This is a genomic window from Microbacterium sp., assembly GCF_044508325.1.
Taxonomy (GTDB): Bacteria; Actinomycetota; Actinomycetes; order Actinomycetales; family Microbacteriaceae; genus Microbacterium.
On record NZ_JBIQHX010000004.1, the window covers coordinates 225,323 to 241,247 of the forward strand.

The 15,925-nt window shown below is 71.4% G+C and carries 12 protein-coding genes and 3 tRNA genes; 3 read left to right on the forward strand and 12 right to left on the reverse strand.

Annotation, left to right across the window (positions count from 1 at the left end):
* Positions 1-190: 190 nt before the first annotated feature.
* The 5 genes from ACIWQI_RS05460 to ACIWQI_RS05480 form a co-directional block, all read right to left on the reverse strand.
* Positions 191-1,777 carry a GMC family oxidoreductase gene (locus tag ACIWQI_RS05460; RefSeq protein WP_396656109.1) on the reverse strand — a complete coding sequence of 529 codons (1,587 nt, stop codon included), beginning with the start codon at positions 1,775-1,777 and terminating at the stop codon, positions 191-193.
* Positions 1,774-3,624 (reverse strand): aldehyde dehydrogenase family protein, encoded by a 1,851-nt coding sequence (locus tag ACIWQI_RS05465; RefSeq protein WP_396656110.1) that lies wholly within the window; start codon positions 3,622-3,624, stop codon positions 1,774-1,776. Before ACIWQI_RS05465 ends, ACIWQI_RS05460 begins: the two co-directional genes overlap by 4 nt.
* A 112-nt stretch (positions 3,625-3,736) precedes the next feature.
* Positions 3,737-5,176: an MFS transporter gene (locus ACIWQI_RS05470; protein ID WP_396656111.1), complete on the reverse strand. Its 1,440-nt coding sequence runs from the start codon at positions 5,174-5,176 to the stop codon at positions 3,737-3,739.
* A 23-nt stretch (positions 5,177-5,199) separates the two neighbouring features.
* Entirely contained in the window at positions 5,200-6,438 is a 1,239-nt protein-coding gene (locus ACIWQI_RS05475) for a kynureninase (RefSeq protein WP_396656112.1), read from the reverse strand.
* Positions 6,428-7,378 (reverse strand): amidohydrolase family protein, encoded by a 951-nt coding sequence (locus tag ACIWQI_RS05480; protein WP_396656113.1) that lies wholly within the window; start codon positions 7,376-7,378, stop codon positions 6,428-6,430. Before ACIWQI_RS05480 ends, ACIWQI_RS05475 begins: the two co-directional genes overlap by 11 nt.
* A 173-nt stretch (positions 7,379-7,551) precedes the next feature.
* Between ACIWQI_RS05480 and ACIWQI_RS05485 the strand changes: the two genes are divergently transcribed.
* Positions 7,552-10,704, forward strand: a complete 3,153-nt coding sequence (locus tag ACIWQI_RS05485) for a S8 family serine peptidase (protein ID WP_396656114.1) — start codon at positions 7,552-7,554, stop codon at positions 10,702-10,704.
* Positions 10,705-10,752: 48 nt separating this feature from the next.
* Here the strand turns inward: ACIWQI_RS05485 and kynA are convergent, their stop codons facing one another.
* Together kynA and ACIWQI_RS05495 are read right to left on the reverse strand one after the other, a co-directional pair.
* Positions 10,753-11,610, reverse strand: a complete 858-nt coding sequence (kynA, locus tag ACIWQI_RS05490) for a tryptophan 2,3-dioxygenase (RefSeq protein WP_396656115.1) — start codon at positions 11,608-11,610, stop codon at positions 10,753-10,755.
* Positions 11,611-11,620: 10 nt separating this feature from the next.
* Positions 11,621-11,884 (reverse strand): glutaredoxin domain-containing protein, encoded by a 264-nt coding sequence (locus ACIWQI_RS05495; protein WP_396656116.1) that lies wholly within the window; start codon positions 11,882-11,884, stop codon positions 11,621-11,623.
* An 83-nt stretch (positions 11,885-11,967) separates the two neighbouring features.
* On the opposite strand from ACIWQI_RS05495, the gene ACIWQI_RS05500 reads away from it, so the two are divergent.
* Positions 11,968-13,110, forward strand: a complete 1,143-nt coding sequence (locus tag ACIWQI_RS05500) for a glycosyltransferase (RefSeq protein WP_396656117.1) — start codon at positions 11,968-11,970, stop codon at positions 13,108-13,110.
* Here ACIWQI_RS05500 and ACIWQI_RS05505 read toward each other — a convergent pair.
* Positions 13,107-13,937: a serine hydrolase domain-containing protein gene (locus tag ACIWQI_RS05505; protein ID WP_396656119.1), complete on the reverse strand. Its 831-nt coding sequence runs from the start codon at positions 13,935-13,937 to the stop codon at positions 13,107-13,109. The two genes, ACIWQI_RS05500 and ACIWQI_RS05505, sit on opposite strands and share 4 nt — an antisense overlap.
* A 107-nt stretch (positions 13,938-14,044) precedes the next feature.
* Between ACIWQI_RS05505 and ACIWQI_RS05510 the strand changes: the two genes are divergently transcribed.
* The gene (locus tag ACIWQI_RS05510; protein WP_396656121.1) at positions 14,045-14,464 is read left to right on the forward strand and encodes a hypothetical protein; all 420 of its coding nucleotides are present in this window, start codon (positions 14,045-14,047) and stop codon (positions 14,462-14,464) included.
* A gap of 41 nt (positions 14,465-14,505) precedes the next feature.
* Here the strand turns inward: ACIWQI_RS05510 and ACIWQI_RS05515 are convergent, their stop codons facing one another.
* The 4 genes from ACIWQI_RS05515 to ACIWQI_RS05530 form a co-directional block, all read right to left on the reverse strand.
* Positions 14,506-15,372 (reverse strand): alpha/beta fold hydrolase, encoded by an 867-nt coding sequence (locus ACIWQI_RS05515; RefSeq protein ID WP_396656122.1) that lies wholly within the window; start codon positions 15,370-15,372, stop codon positions 14,506-14,508.
* 166 nt (positions 15,373-15,538) lie between these two features.
* Positions 15,539-15,611 (reverse strand) — tRNA-Phe (locus ACIWQI_RS05520).
* Between the two features lie 64 nt (positions 15,612-15,675).
* Positions 15,676-15,749, reverse strand: a tRNA-Asp gene (locus ACIWQI_RS05525).
* Between the two features lie 21 nt (positions 15,750-15,770).
* Positions 15,771-15,843: transfer RNA gene (locus tag ACIWQI_RS05530), tRNA-Glu, on the reverse strand.
* Positions 15,844-15,925: the final 82 nt, after the last annotated feature.

Here is a 15,925-nt window from a genome sequence, read left to right on the forward strand (position 1 = left end):
GGATCGCCCGGGCGCTGCGTGCGGCGACCGACCGCTTCGCGGATGCGGGCGACTCCCCCGGTGTGGGCGCCGAGGGCGACTCCCCCCGGTCGTTGAGCGAGGACGCCGAGGGCGACTCCCCCCGGTCGTTGAGCGAGGACGCCGAAGGCGACCGAGACGAAACGCCCTGACCTCCCGCCGCAGGCGCTCCTCAGCGACCCTGGATCAGGTCCGCGGCGACCTCCCCGATGACGATCGCGGGCGCGTTCGTGTGCCCGCGGATGATGGTGGGAATGACCGACGCGTCCGCGACGCGCAGGCCGTGGACACCGCGCACGCGCAGCTCGGGATCGACCACCGAGCCCTCGTCCGTGCCCATCCGCGCCGTGCCGACCGGGTGGTAGAGCGTGTGCGAGTAGCGGCGCAGCGACAGCTCGGCGCGTTCCTGCTCGCTCATGCTCTCGCCTCCGACCGGCTGCACCCAGGTCCCCGTGGTCACGGCCTGCATCGCGGGGGTGGCGATGATCCGCTGGCAGGCGGCCAGGCCCGCGCGCAGCGTCGCCGCGTCGACCGGGTCGGTGAGGTACCCGGGATCGATGAGCGGCTTGTCGGCGGGGTCGGCGGAGGCGAGCCGGATACTGCCGCGCGACCGCGGCCGCAGCAGGATCGCCCCGACGGTGAGCCCCTCTGCCGGCAGCGGCACGAGACCCTCGCCGACGTAGGGTGCGGCGGCGAAGATGATCTCGATGTCGGGCATGCCGTCGGGGACGCCCGCCGCGTCGGCCTCCCCGGTCCGGATGAATCCGTACGCCTCGGCGACGTTGGAGGTGAGCATGCCCGTGCGCCGCGACAGGTATCGGACGAGCTCGGCGGGCCGCTCGGCGCCGTACAGGGTGCCCCCGCGTGCACCCGGCGCGAGCCCGGCGACGAGGTGGTCCTGGAGGTTCGCCCCCACTCCGGGCGCATCGACGACCACGGATACGCCGTGCTCGGAGAGATGGTCGGCAGGGCCGATGCCGCTGAGCATGAGCAGCTGCGGTGTGTTGATCGCTCCGCCGGCGAGGATCACCTCGCGCCAGGCGAGGGCATGGCGGGGGATGCCGCCGATGTCCACGTAGACGCCGGTGGCGCGGGACGCACCGTCGGCGTCCGGCGAGAACGTCACCCGACGCACATGCGCATCGGTGCGCACGCGCAGGTTGGCGCGGCGGCGCGCGGGTCGCAGGTAGGTGTCGGCGGTGGATGCCCGGGCCCCCCGCCGCTGGGTGACCATCGTCTGCGAGAAGCCCTGGCCCTCGGCGAGGTTCGCCGGGGTGACCTCCCATCCGGCCTGGGGCACCGCTTCCAGGAACGCCGCCGTGTGCGGGCGCGGGTCGCGCTGCTGCTCGATCGGCTGGGTGGACTCGACACGGTCGAAGTACGGCAGCAGGGCCTCCCACGACCAGCGCGGGCCCGCGGCATCCGCCCACTCGTCGTAGTCCGCCGCGAAGCCGCGCACCCACATCATGGCGTTGAGCGACGACGAGCCGCCGAGGGTGCGGCCCCGCGGCCAGAAGATCGTGCGGCCTTCGAGCTCGGGCTGCGGGACGGTGTCGTAGCTCCAGTCGTACGCGCCGCGGAAGAGCTTCGAGAACGCGGCGGGCACATGCAGCTCGACCGCCTTGTCGGGTCCGCCCGCCTCCAGCAGCAGCACGCTCGCCGACGGATTCTCGCTGAGGCGCGCCGCCAGCGCAGCACCGGCAGACCCGGCACCGACGACGACGTAGTCGGCGGCCAGGTCGGCGGCGCGCGGGCTCATGCCCGGAACGCCGCGGCGAGCGTGCCCAGCAGGCGTGCCCAGCTGCCGTCCATCCGGAAACGCGTGAAGCCCTCGCTCACCGTCGCGCCGGTGCGTGACGTGACGAACCACGGTGGCTTCGGCAGGACGGTGCGCTCGCCGCCGGTGATCGCGCGGGGGAACGGGCGGAACGGACCGCGCACCACCGATCGCTCGGTCGCGTCGACGAGCAGGGCGTTGTGGACGACGCCCACGCCGCTGCCGATCGCATCGAGGGTGTTGCCCGGGAAGGCGCCCCAGCTGAGCGTGGGCGTCAGGAACACGAAGGCTGTCCACGCGTTGACGGCGATCGCGCCGTAGCGCAGGTCTGCGAGCGCGCGCTCGAAGCCGTCACCGAGGGCCTTCTGCGTCTCGGGGTCGATGAGGATGTTGGCGCCGAGCGTGCCGGCGAGCTGGTCGTTCGCGTGGCGCACCGCGGCATCCAGGAACTCCTGCCCGAGCCCCGGCAGCTCGACCACGCCCAGCACCGGAGCGAAGTACTCCGTCGTCTGCAGAGCCGAGGCATCCGCCCCGTCGACCGCGATCAGCGCGCGCGTGCGCCCCGCGAGCCACTCCGCGTCCGGGTAGGCGTCGGCGGCCGCGGCGAGCTTGTCGTCGCTGTTCGGGTACCAGACGGGTCGCTCCGGAGCGCTCGCGTACGCGGTGCGCAGCGCCTCGAGGAAGGCGTCGCGCTGCGCCCAGTCGCGGCTCATCAGCACCACCTGCCCGGCGATGCAGTTGTGCCCGCTGTTGTGCAGGCGCATCGTGACGATGTGCTCGGCCTGGTAGCGCAGGTCGGCCTCGGTCCAGCGGCCGGGGACGACGATGATCGGCGAGACGCCGCCCAGCTCGGCGGTGATCGGCTTGCGCAGCAAGGGGCGCCCCTCGCGCTTGCGGCGCCGTGCCGCGGCCCGCGCCTGCGGGGTCTTTCCGCCCGCGCCCCACACGATCGCGTCGAAGGTCGCCTCGGCCCCGGTGATGTGCACGTGGTCGATGCCGTCGTGCCGGGTCAGGTGGGTGCCGACGTCGGCGCCGCCGGTGACGATCCGCAGGAATCCCGGCTCGATGAGCGGCGCGAGGGCGCGTTCGAACACCGGCAGAAGGGCGTCCATCGTCGGGTTGAGCTTGAGCAGGGCCACCCGATTGTGGGCGAGCAGCTCGTACAGCACGTCGAGCACGGGGATCGCGGGAACGTTGCCCGCCCCGAGCACGAGCCCGACGCCGCCCGACACGGTGGGGGCGAGCTGGGCGAGGCCGGCGTCGGCGCGGGCCTGGTCCTCGCTGACCCCGGCGCGCAGCCACAGTTCGCCGGTGTAGCCCGAAAGCAGCAGTCCGTCGGTCGCCGTCATCGGGAAGGTGTGCAGCGCGACCCGGCCGCCCGGCGCCGGCGTGGCCTTCACTCCGGCCAGAGGGCTCTCGCCCTTGGCGAGCGCCCGCAGCGAGCCGATGTACGCATCCAGCGCGACCAGTGCGGCGTACGGGCCGGCCAGCCATTCCTCGCCCCGCAGCGGATGGCCCGGTTCGATGCCCTTGGCGGTCGAGGCGGTGTCGGCCCACTCCTCGGCGACCCTCGTGACCTCGTCGCGCACCCTGGCGAGCAGCCGGGCGCGCTGGTCGAGGGTCAGCTGCGCCCAGCTCCTGGATCCGGTCCGCAGCGCGGCGATGTCGTCGTCGAGGCGGGCGCGCACCTCCTCCGGGAGCGAGGGGGTGGATGCCTGTGGCGCGCCGCGCTTCGCCTCGGCCGGCGGTCGCCGGCGCGCGGCCGTGGACTTGGCAGGGGCAGCGGGCTTCTTCGCGGCCGTCGGGACGGCGTTCGCGGCAGAGGGCACGGGTTTCACTCCTTCGTGCGGGGTCATCGGGCACGACATCGTGCGCGCTGGAACTCTCCCTCCACCTTACGTCGCTCTCGGCGGCAGGGGTCAGGGGTTGTGCGTCTGCGCCTCAGCCGTCGATGTCGGCGCGCCGCAGCCGGTAGCGCCGAAGGGTCACCAGGCTCAGGGCGATCAGCGCCGCCGGGATGACGCTGAAGCTCACCACGATGCCGCTCACCGCGGCATCCGGCTGCACCGTGGTGACGGCGCCCACCGTCGAGATGTATCCGGTCGCGGCGAGCACGATCGAAAGCACGGTCGCCCCGAGCGCGAGGCCCGTGGTCTCGCCGGCGGTCCACACGCCGCCGAACGCCCCTGCCCGCCCGGGGCCGTGGCGGGCCGCGTCGTGCGCGATGACGTCCGGCAGCATCGCCATCGGCAGCGACTGCATGCCGGCGTACGCGATGCCGGCGAGCCCGACGGGCACGTAGATCCACGCGCCGGGCGCCCACTCGACGCCGAGGGTGGACAGGGCCGCGACGCCGAACAGGATGCTCGCCCAGGCGAAGACACGCTCCTTGCCCTGCCGACGGGCGAGCCATCCCCACCCCGGCGCTGCCAGGAGCGCCGGGGCGATCAGCGCGACGAACAGCAGGGTGACGGCATCCTCGTCGCGCAGAACCCAGGTCGCCAGGTACTGGGCGCCGGCGAGCATGAGCCCGGTCGCCAGCGCCTGGAGCAGGAAGGTGGCCAGCAGCACCCGGAACGGCTGACTGCGCCGCAGGGCGTCGAACGCGGCCCGGAAGTTCTCCGCGATGCCGGTGCGATACGCGGACGGCGGGGCGTCGAGCACGCCGTCGCGGGCGCCGTCCACCTCGTCGGCGACGATCTCGGCATCCGTCGCGACGGCCACCCCGGCCGCCGACATCGCGGGCCTTCTCGCCCGTGCGTGCGCGGCCGATCCGGTCGCCACCAGGAGGCCGAGACCGATGACGACGCCGGCCACGACGCCCATGAGCAGATACCCCGTGGTGGGGTCGCCGGTGAGCCCGCGCAGCAGCGGCCCGCCCGCGCCGAACAGCAGGATCGCCACGGTGAGCACCACCACCCGCCAGGTCAGCAGCGTGGTGCGCTCGTCATAGCTGTCGGTGAGCTCGGCGGGAAGGGCGATGTACGGCACCTGGAACAGGCTGAACGCCGTCGCCGTCAGCAGGAACGCGACCAGCACCCAGACCGCGCCGATCGCCGGTCCGAGCGACGGCGGCGCCGCGAAGGTGAGGGCGAAGAACACCGGCAGGGCGAGCGAGCCGATGAGCATGAGCCGTCGTCGGCTTCCGCGCCGTGCCAGGTCGCGGTCGGTGAGCGCGCCGATGACGGGGTCGATGACGACATCCCACACCTTCGCGACCGTGACGATGACCCCGGCCAGCAGCGCGGTCACTCCGAGGCTGTCGGTGAGGTAGTAGGTCAGCACGAGGCCCGGCAGCGTGCCGAACCCGCCGGTGCCGAGCGACCCGGCGGCGTACTGCGCGACGATGCGGCGAGGGAGTGCGGGAGCGTCGGTGCCCATGCGTGGCAAGTGTAGGGGCAGCCTCAGGTGGTGTCGCGCACCGCCTCCGCGACGGCGCGCATGCCGCGCAGCACCTCCGCAAAGCTCACCGAGAGCGGCGCCAGGCCGATCCGCAGCCCGTCGGGATCGCGGTAGTCCGGGATCACGTCCTGATCCCACAGGCGCGCAGTCACAGCACGCATCGCGGGGTGGGACATGGTGAGGTGGCCGCCCCGCAGCGCAGGATCGGCGGGCGAGGCGAGCGTCACCCCGAACGGAGCGAGGAGCTCGTCGGCGAGGCTCGCGGCGTACTGCGTCAGCGCGATCGACTTGGCCCGGATGGCGTCGATACCTGCCTCGGCGATCACCGCGACCGAGTCGCGGAGGGGCTGCATCGCCAGGATCGGCGGGGTCCCGGAAAGGAAGCGCTGCATTCCCGGCCCCGGCACGTACTCCGGCCCCATGGCGAAGACCTCGGCTGTGCCCATCCACCCCTGGATCGGCTGGGTCAGCGCGTGCTGGTGCCGCTCGGCGACATAGGCGAACGCCGGGGATCCGGGGCCGCCGCCCAGGTACTTGTACGTGCAGCCGACGGCGAGGTCGGCGCCCCACGCGTCCAGGTGCACGGGAACCGACCCGGCCGAGTGGCACAGATCCCACAGCATGAGCGCGCCGGCGTCGCGCGCGATCGCGGTGAGAGCCGCCCCGTCCGCCATATACCCGGAGCGGTATGCGACGTGGCTGAGCACGACGACGGCCGTCTCGGGCCCGACGGCGGCAGCGAGCAGGCCGGCCTCCACGCCCGCCGCCCGGTCGACCTCGATCCAGCGCACGCGACCGCCGCGCTCGGCGGCGATGCCCTCGACCACATAGCGGTCGGTGGGGAAGTTGCCGGTGTCGACCACCAGTTCGACGCGGCTCGGATCGCGCGCCTGCTGGGCGTCGAGCGCCGCGCGCACGAGCTTGTACAGGAGCACCGTCGTGGAGTCGCCGACGACCGTCTGGCCGGGGCCGGCTCCGAGCACCGCCGCGCCGAGCGCGTCGCCGAGCGTGTACGGCAGCTGCATCCACGTCTCGTCCCACGCGCGGATGAGCCTGCCGCCCCACTCGTCGGCGACGAACGACGCGATCCGCTCGGCCGTCACCCGCAGCGGGCGCCCGAGCGAGTTGCCGTCGAAGTACACCAGCGGCGTCTCCGCACCGACGTAGCGGTCGCGGTACGTGCGCAGCGGGTCGGCGGCGTCGAGAGCGGATGCCTCGGCATCCCGGTCGTCAGTCGTCATCGCGGATCAGCTCCTCGTCGGGGACGACGGTCGCGCGGGAGAGCCACGCCGGAACGTCGTCGAGTGAGTCCGGGGCCTCCCCCGGGATGAAGGTGGCGACTCCGGTCAGCGGCGGCAGCGGCCACGGGTCGGTGAGCGAGGCGATCAGTGCGCCACCACGGATGCCGGCGGCATCCATGGCCTCCAGTTCGCCGCGCTGGATGCCGGCGGTCCGCTCGCCGTTTCCGAGATCGGTGCCATAGCGGACCCGGCCGCCCGCCGCGGCGAAGCGGGCGAGGTTGTCGGTCGCGCGCTCGCGATCCGCGCCGGTGTGGATGTCGAGGGTCGTGATCCAGTGCTGGCCGGCCACCGCCCGCGCGAGGTCGGCATCATCGACCCGTTCGGTGAACGGCACATGGGCGAGCACGTCGACGCCGGCGTCAAGGGCGAGCCGGGTCATGCCGGCGCCCTCGGCGTGCGCGACCACCGGGAGCCCGCGACCGCGGGCGGCGGCGACGATCGCCTCGAGTGTGTCGGCATCGGGCACCGGTCCGGCGGCGGAGTTGAGCGCGACCTTCACCACCGCGGCGCCGAAGGACGCCTGCTCGTCGACGAGGGTCGCCGCCCCGCCGGGTGCGCCGGGGTGCAGCGAGGGGCTCGACACCGCGCGCCAGATCGCCGGCGGCGCCCACGGCCGGTCGGACGGGTATCCGCCGGGTGCGGTGAGCATCGCCCCGGCATACGCGACCCGCGGAAGTGCGTTCCGCGCTCGGCGCGCGAGCGTCACCGGATCGCCGCCGAGGTCGAGCACGCCGGCGATTCCGCCGGCCGCGAGGCGCGTCTCATCGATGAGATGCAGGTGCACGTGGGCGTCGAACAGCGCAGGAACCGCCGTGCCGGCCTCCGCGGTGAGCGCTCGACGGCAGCGCGCCGCCGCCGCACCCAGGATCCCCTCTCGCACGGCATCAGTGTAGGTGGGGATGTTGAGACGGCTCCGCGGATGAAAAGACGAGGAGAGTTGCCCGCACCTCTTTACCGACCTGGGGTGCGCCCATAGTGTGGTGGGCGACCGCGTGACGAGGCGCGGTCTTCCGTCGGCCACAAGCCACGGGAAGTCCCTTCGCGAGGAGAGTCATGAGTCACCGGCGACGCAGGTTCATCGCGGGGGTGGTCGCTATCGCGGCCGGCCCCGTCTTCGCTCTGGGGGCGGCACCAGCCGCCTTCGCAGCGACATCCCCGGGCCCCCAGCCCATTCCGGACGAGATCCTGTCCGACACCTATGAGACGCCGGTTCCGCTCGGCGTCTCGTCCGGTCTGAAGGGCACCGAGGGGGCTGTGGAGGTCACCGTCCGGCTCGCCGAGCCCGCGATCGCCGAGGTCGTCCCCGAAGGGGCGGTCGCCGAGTCGACGTTGCCGTCGAAGTCGGCGCAGCGCGGCAAGACCGCCAAGGTCGAGGCGCAGCAGGAGAGCTTCGTCAGCAGCGCCCGCAAGCTCGGGGCGAAGAAGCTCGGCAGCACTCAGCTCGCCGCGAACCTCGTCGTCATCGAGGTCGACGCGTCGAAGCTCGATGACATCGCCGCGCTCGACAACGTCGTCTCGGTGAACCCCCTGAACCGGTACGAGAAGCACGAGAGCGACGAGGTCGTCTCCGGCAGCCTCGCCCAGGCGATCGACTACGTCGACGCCCGCGGACTGCACGACGCCGGCTTCGACGGGGAAGGCGTCCGCGTCGCCGTGCTCGACTCCGGCATCGACTACACGCACGTCAACCTCGGCGGCCCCGGCGACCAGTCGGTGACCGACGCGTGCATGGCCGGCGCCGCTGCGGCCCCCACCGGCGACTGCGCCGACCTGTTCGGGCCGGACGCTCCGAAGGTGAAGGGCGGCTTCGACTTCGTCGGCGACGGGTGGCCGAACTCGGCCCTCGCCCCCGACCCGAACCCGATCGACAGCGGCCCCGAGGGCGGCCACGGCACGCACGTCGGCGACATCATCGGCGGCCACTCGGCTGACGGCACGCACAAGGGCATCGCACCCGGCGTCGCGCTGTACGCCGTGAAGGTCTGCTCGGCCGTGTCGACCGCGTGCAGCGGCGTGGCCATGCTGCAAGGCCTCGACTGGGCCCTCGACCCGAACGGCGACGGCGACATCTCGGATGCCGTCGACGTCGTCAACATGTCGCTCGGCTCGTCGTACGGCCAGGACCAGGACGACTCGTCCTTCGCATCGGACAATCTCGTCCGCGCCGGCATCGTCGTCGTGGCCTCGGCGGGCAACGACGCCGACCGGCCGTTCATCGTCGGATCGCCCTCGTCGGCCCAGGGCGTCATCAGCGTGGCGCAGACCGCGCTGCCCGATGACCTGCAGTGGGTCATCGAGTCGAGCGCGACCAGCCCGATCTCGAACGCGGTGCACCAGTCGTGGTCGCCGACGCTGACGGGCTCGGGGCTCACCGCCACGGAGCTGATCCGTCCGACCGATGCCGGAGGCATCGGCTGCACCGAAGCCGCGTTCCCGGCTTCGACCGCCGGCAAGGTCGCGCTCATCCAGCGCGGCACGTGCAACGTGTCGGACAAGGCGCTGTTCGCCCAGAAGCAGGGCGCGGTCGCGGCGATCATCTTCAACAACGCTCCGGGTGACCCGCCGTCGTTCAGCTTCGGCAGCACGGAGCCGGTCACCATCCCGACCTTCGTGATCAGCCAGTCCGACGGGGTGGCGCTCGCCGATGCGATGGACTCCGGCACGGTCACGGTCACCATCGACCCGGCTGCGGCGATCCCGCTGACCAACACGACGGTGGGCACCTCGAGCCGTGGCGTCACGGTGAGCGGACACCGGGCGAAGCCCGACATCGGCGCCCCCGGCGCGTGGCTGTCGGCCGAGACCGGCACCGCCACCGAGGAGACGAACTTCGGCGGCACGTCGGGTGCTGCTCCGGTGGTCACCGGTGTCGCGGCCCTGCTCATCGACAAGTTCGAGGGCGCGACGCCGGACACGATCAAGGCGCGCCTGCTCAACGGCGCCGACAGCACCAACCGCACGCCGACCGCGAACGGCTTCATCACGACGCCGATCTCGCGGATCGGCTCGGGCGAGGTGCGCGCCGGCGCTGCGGCGGACTCGGCCGGTGTGCTGGCCGTCGCCGGGAACCGTGGGAACGTCGGACTCGGCATCCCCTCGGTCACCGACACCTACCGTGAGCAGGTCGAATTGACGCTGACGAACTCGTCGGACGAGCGGAAGACGTACAACCTGGCCGCGGGCTTCCGTGACACCGCCGACGCGCAGTCGGGTGCGGTGGCGCTGAAGATCGCGCCGGACAAGGTGGTGCTGCAGCCTGGAAAGTCGCGCACGGTCAAGGTGAACGTGACGATCGACGGCTCCAAGCTGGATGCCTGGCCGTTCGACTTCGCGGGCGACGCGGGAGCGGGTGCCGCGCTGAACGGGCCGGAGTTCGACGGCTGGATCACGGCGACCGCCGGCAGCGAGCAACTGCACGTGGGCTGGACGGTGCTGCCCCGGAAGGCCGCCGACGTCAGCACGGCCGACACAGTGAAGATCGCCCGGAACGGCAACGGCACGGTGAAGCTGCGCAACGCGTCGAAGGTGGCCGCGGGCGGGACCGATGTCTACGCGCTGACGGGCACCAGCCCGCGGATGCCCGAGCCCGCCGCGGGCGACCCGGGCACGCCGGGCAGCAACGCCGCGGTGATCGACCTGGCCGCCACCGGCGTCACCACGTATGTCGCCAGCGACATCGCGGCGTTCGCGGTGGCGACCTACGATCGTCGCACCGTGCTGCCGTACCCTGCCGAGTTCGACATCTACATCGATTCCGACAACGACGGAACCGAGGACTTCGTGATGTACAACGCGGAGCTCGGCGGGTTCGCCGCGACCGGGCAGACCGTGGTGTACGTCGTGGACCTCGAGACGGGTGCCGGCGGCGCGTACTACTACGCCATCGGCGGATTCGACTCGTCGACCATGGTCCTCGCGGCACCTCTGTCGGTGCTCGGGATCACGGAGGGCCAGACGTTCTCGTACAGCGTGTACGCGTACGACAACTACTTCACCGGGAACCTGACCGACGCCATCGAAGGCCAGGTGTTCACCGCCGGTGAGCAGGTGTACGCCGCGGACGACTACGTGGAAGTCGACGCCAAGGGACGCGCGTCCCTCGGGATCACGGCGACCGGCGCTGAGGGGGAGTCGACCCAGACTGGTCTGCTCCTGCTGCACCAGAGCGCGGCCGAGAACGACTTCTCGGTCGTCACGGTCCGCTGATCGGGTGAGCAGCGCTGCGGGCCGGGGAGCGATCCCCGGCCCGCAGTGTCATCCGAGCTCTGTGCGCACCGCGTACAGCTCGGGGAAGAAGGTCAGCTCGAGCGCCCGGCGCAGGAAGGGCACGCCGCTGGATCCGCCCGTGCCGCGCTTGAGGCCGATGATGCGCTCCACCGTCTTCAGGTGGCGGAAGCGCCACAGCTGGAAGTTGTCCTCCAGGTCGACCAGCTCCTCGCAGGTCTCGTAGGCGGCCCAGTTGTGCCCGGGGTCCCGGTAGATCGCGGCGAACACCGGCACCAGCTCGGGGTGGTACTCCCACGCCCGGGTGACGTCGCGCTCGAGCACCTCCTCCGGGATGCCGTAGCCGCTGCGGGCGAGCAGTCGCAGGAACTCGTCGTACAGGCTCGGCGCCTCCAGCGCCGACTGCACCAGGGCCAGGTTCGCAGGTTCCGCGGCGAAGACCCGCAGCATCCCCCGGTTCTTGTTCCCCAGCGTGAACTCCACCGCACGATATTGCGCGGACTGGAAGCCGCTGGCGTTGCCCAGCACGCCGCGGAACTGCGCATACTCCGCGGGGGTGAGGGTCGCCAGCACCGACCACTGCTCGGTGATCGTCTGCTGGATGTGCTTGACCCGTGCGATGCACTTCAGGGCGGGGGCCAGCGCGTCGCCGCGCAGGAGGCGGCAGGCGGCGCCGAGTTCGTGCAGCATGAGCTTGAGCCACAGCTCGGTGGTCTGGTGCTGCACGATGAACAGCAGCTCGTCGTGGTGCTCGGGGTCGCTGAGCGGGCGCTGGGCGGACAGCAGAGTGGCGAGATCGAGATAGCCGCCGTAGCTCATCCGGTCTTCGAAGTCGGTGACGACCGTCTCTTCGATCGTGCGGGTGTTGCGCTCGACGCCGTTGTCCACGGCCTCCAGCCTAGATCAGCGACAGCTCGCGGAGCTTGGCCTCGACATCGGCGTTGGAGGGCTCGACGTGGTGAGAGGCATCCGGGTACAGCACCACCGGGATGTTCGTCCGGCCCGAGATCTCGCGCGCCACGTCGGCGGCGGCCGGCTCGGCGACCAGGTCGACGTACCGGTACGGGATGCCGAGGTCGTCGAGCTGCTTCTTGGTGCGGCGGCAGTCGCCGCACCAGTCCGCGCCGAACATGGTGATCGTGGAGGATTCGGATGACGTCATGCATCCATTCTCGTGGATGCATTCTCGGGGAAGACTCCGGACTCCCACTCTTCGGGCCCAGGTGCCCGTGGCACGATGTATCCGTGCAGCTCACGATCATCGTGCCGACGTTCAACGAGGCGCCCAATGTGGCCGAGCTCGTCACGCGCACCGCCGCGGCGGTGCAGGGCGTCGACGCCGAGCTGCTCTTCGTCGACGACAGCACCGACGACACGCCGGATCGCGTCCGGGCCGCGGCGGAGACCGCCCCGCTGCCGGTGCGGGTGGTCCATCGAGAGCACGCCGAGGGGGGTCTGGGCGGCGCGGTGCTCGAGGGGCTGGGGCTGGCGAGCGCCGATGTGTGCATCGTGATGGACGGCGACCTGCAGCATCCTCCCGAGACGATCCCCGCTCTGCTCGAGCGTCACGGGGAGGGAGACGTCGACGTCGTCGTGGCCTCGCGCTATCGCTCCGGCGGCTCCAGCGGCGGCCTGGCCGATCAGCGCCGGGTGTGGGTGTCGCGGCTGTCGACGCTGCTCACCAAAGCCATGTTCCCCATCCGCCTGCGGGATGTCTCCGACCCGATGACCGGCTTCTTCCTCGTCGACCGGCGGGCGTTGAACGTCGCGGCGCTGCGCCCGCGGGGGTACAAGATCCTGCTCGAGATCCTGGCCCGCAAGACCCTCCGCGCCGCCGAGGTGCCGTTCGTCTTCGACGACCGCCACGGCGGCTACTCGAAGGCGACGTTCCGGCAGGGCATGCACTTCCTCGCCCAGCTGTGGCAGCTGCGATTCGGGAAGATGTCGGTCTTCGCGGTGATCGGAGGGCTCGGCGCGATCGCGAACGTCGGCATCGTGTGGGCGCTCACCGCACTGGGAGTGAACTATGTGGTCGCCGCGATCATCGCGGCGGAGGCGACGATCATCGGCAACTTCCTCCTGATCGAGCGCTTCGTCTTCCAAGACATGCGGGCCGAGGCATCCAATGTCTGGTGGCGCTTCGCGAAGTCATTCACGTTCAACAACGCCGAGCTCGTCGTCCGCATCCCGGTGATGGCGTTCATGGTCTCGACGTGGAACTTCACGGCGGTGCTGGCCACCGCGGTCACCCTGGCGCTCGCGTTCATCGTGCGGTTCGTGTTCCACTCGCTCGTGGTCTACGCGCCGCGCACGCAGGGGAAGCCGTCGCCTGCGCGCCAGTTCCTGGACGAGCTCGACGAGCAGGCGGTGCGGCCGGGGGAGCTCTAGCCCCGCGCGGCGGCGAGCACACGGTCGCTGAACGCCGGCCACGCCTCGATCGCCCACGGCCCGAAGTCGCGGTCGGCGAGGGCCACCAGGGCGAGCTGTGCGGCGGGATCGACCCACAGGAACGTCCCCGACTGGCCGAAGTGGCCGAACGTCGCGGGGGAGTTGCGCGAACCCGTCCAATGGGGCGACTTCTCGTCGCGGATCTCGAACCCGAGGCCCCAGTCGTTGTGCCGTTGCGATCCGTAGCCGGGGAGCACGCCGCGCAGTCCCGGATGGACCACCTGCGTCGCCTCGGCGAGCGCCTCGTGCGAGAGCAGCGTGGGCTCCTGCAGTTCGGCCGCGAAGCGCGCGAGATCGGATGCCGTCGAGACCCCGCCCGCGCCGGGTGAGCCCTCCAGACGTGACGAGGTCATCCCGAGGGGTTCGAACACGGCTTCATGCAGGTAGTCGGGGAAGGGGATGCCGGTCTCGGCGTGCAGGAGCTCCCCCAGCACGTCGAACCCGGCATTGGAGTAGATGCGGCGGGTGCCGGGGGCCGCTCGCACCGTGCGGGTGCCGAAGTCGTAGCCGCCCGTGTGCGCAAGCAGGTGCCGCACCGTGGCGCCTTCGGGCCCGGCGGGCTGGTCGAGCTCGAGCGCCCCCTCCTCCGCGGCGATGAGCAAGGCGTATGCGCTCAGGGGCTTGGTGACCGAGGCGAGGCGGTAGGCGCGCTGCTGATCGCCGTATTCGGCGATGGTCCGCCCGTCGGCGGCCACCGCGACGACGGAGGCGTTGTCGACGGGCCACTCCGACGCGGTGGCGAGGGTGCGGGTGAGGTCATCGGCCATCCGGCCACCGTACTCCGCCCGTAGCGGTGGGGCACGCGGAGCGCTATTGTGAGCCTCGCTGTGCGTTCACAGCTATCTCACAGGTATCACCCAATGAAGGAGTGACCATGAACCAAACCACCGTCGCACGCCCCGCAAACGTCACCGTCGCGGGCGTCCTGCTGATCATCTTCGCCGCACTGCAGATCCTCATGGGCATCCTCGCCCTGGTCGGCGGCGGTGCGGTCGCCGCGAGCATGAACGACACGAACGGCGGCATCGCCGGTGCGATCGCCATCGTCGGCGGCTTCATCCTCGTCGTCGGCGTACTGAACCTGATCTTCGCGATCGGTGTGCTGCGCGGGTCGAACGTCGCACGGTGGATCGTCACCATCCTCCAGCTGCTCTCGATCGCCGGCGGCATCTACAGCCTGGTGTCCGGCGGTCAGCAGCTCTGGCAGGGGCTGGCGAACCTCATCATCCCGGTGCTGATCCTGGTGCTGCTCTGGGTCGGCGAGCGCACGCGCGCCTTCTTCGCGAAGGCCTGAACCGACCACCCCGGCTCGGGAGCGGAGGCTCCCGAGCCGGGTCACACCCGGTCGAGCACGTCGCGCAGTCTCGCGGCGAAGGCCTCGGGCTGACCGGCAGAGCCGAATTCGCCGCCCATGAAGCCGCCGTGGTGGCTGGGGAAGACCGTCGCCTCCTGTCCCAGCTGCTCGGCCAGCGCGATCGCGGTGCGACCGGTGTAGACCTTCATCGACTCCTCCCCGACCGCGACCACGATCCGCGTCGGCGCCGCCTTCAGAGCCTCGATGTCGGGCCGGTAGTGGGTGACCGCCCAGGAGCGGTCGGACAGCAGCGGGTCGTCCCGGGTCCCGTCGTCCTCGGCCGGCATCCCGAACGCGCTCGGGTCGGGCGCAGGCTCGGCGAGATGCTCGTCGGTGATCTCGCCCTCCCAGGAGGTCATCTGGATGAACGCCGCCATCCCGGCACCCCACCCCTTCTCCTGATAGGCGCGGGTGATCGCCTCCCGGGCACGCTGCACCGTCTCCGCGTCCGGCAGCACGCAGTCGATGGGCGGCTCGTGGGCGACGAGAGTCGCCACGTCGTCCGGATGGGCGGTCACCAGCGCCAGCGCGGTCACCGCGCCCCCGCTGCTGGCGAGCATGTCCACCGGGCCGGCGCCGAGGGCCGCGATGAGCGCGTGGATGTCCTCGGCCTGCGTCTCCGGCTCGTTCGTGATCCCGCCGTCCTTGCGCCTGCTGCGGCCGAGCCCGCGGGGGTCGTAGGTCACGATCGTGCGGTCGGGGAACAGCGCCACCTGGGCCTGGAAGCCGCTGGCATCCATCGGCTGGCCGATCATCATGAGCGGGGGCCTGCCGTCGGCGGTCGGCAGCGGCCCGTGCACGTCGTAGACCAGATCCACCTCCGGCAGTGCGAGAGTGTGCTGGGTCATGGGTCTCCTCGTGGACGAACCGACTCACGGGATCGTACGACGCGGCGGCGGTGGGGCACCAGGGCGGGGCGTGTGCCCGGGCGGTCCGCCTTGCTGCGGTGCAGCTCTCTCAACTGACCGGAAATGGCGAAACCCCCGCGATGTAGAAGCTACGCGGGGGTCTCAGTGGCTCCGACCGGCATCGATCCGGTGACCTTTCGATTTTCAGTCGAACGCTCTACCAACTGAGCTACAGAGCCGCACGGCATCCGAGAACGCCGTGTCCGAGACGAAAGGCCCTCTGGAAAGGGCCTGTCGCTGGAGCGACCCTGACGGGACTTGAACCCGCGACCTCCGCCGTGACAGGGCGGCACGCTAACCAACTGCGCTACAGGGCCATGCTTATTCAATTGTACGGGTGACCCCAACGGGATTCGAACCCGTGCTACCGCCGTGAAAGGGCGGCGTCCTAGGCCGCTAGACGATGGGGCCGGATGCACTTCCCTGGCCGAAGCCGACGGCACGCTTACCGACGCTCAAGCATACGCAATTCATGCGGGATGCGCCAATCGAA

Coding starts and splice junctions, on each gene's coding strand:
- ACIWQI_RS05460 (WP_396656109.1), bottom strand. CDS start 1,777: ATGAGCCCGCGCGCCGCCGACCTGGCCGCCGACTACGTCGTCGTCGGT.
- ACIWQI_RS05470 (WP_396656111.1), bottom strand. CDS start 5,176: ATGGGCACCGACGCTCCCGCACTCCCTCGCCGCATCGTCGCGCAGTAC.
- ACIWQI_RS05475 (WP_396656112.1), bottom strand. CDS start 6,438: ATGACGACTGACGACCGGGATGCCGAGGCATCCGCTCTCGACGCCGCC.
- ACIWQI_RS05485 (WP_396656114.1), top strand. CDS start 7,552: ATGAGTCACCGGCGACGCAGGTTCATCGCGGGGGTGGTCGCTATCGCG.
- ACIWQI_RS05495 (WP_396656116.1), bottom strand. CDS start 11,884: ATGACGTCATCCGAATCCTCCACGATCACCATGTTCGGCGCGGACTGG.
- ACIWQI_RS05505 (WP_396656119.1), bottom strand. CDS start 13,937: ATGGCCGATGACCTCACCCGCACCCTCGCCACCGCGTCGGAGTGGCCC.
- ACIWQI_RS05510 (WP_396656121.1), top strand. CDS start 14,045: ATGAACCAAACCACCGTCGCACGCCCCGCAAACGTCACCGTCGCGGGC.
- ACIWQI_RS05515 (WP_396656122.1), bottom strand. CDS start 15,372: ATGACCCAGCACACTCTCGCACTGCCGGAGGTGGATCTGGTCTACGAC.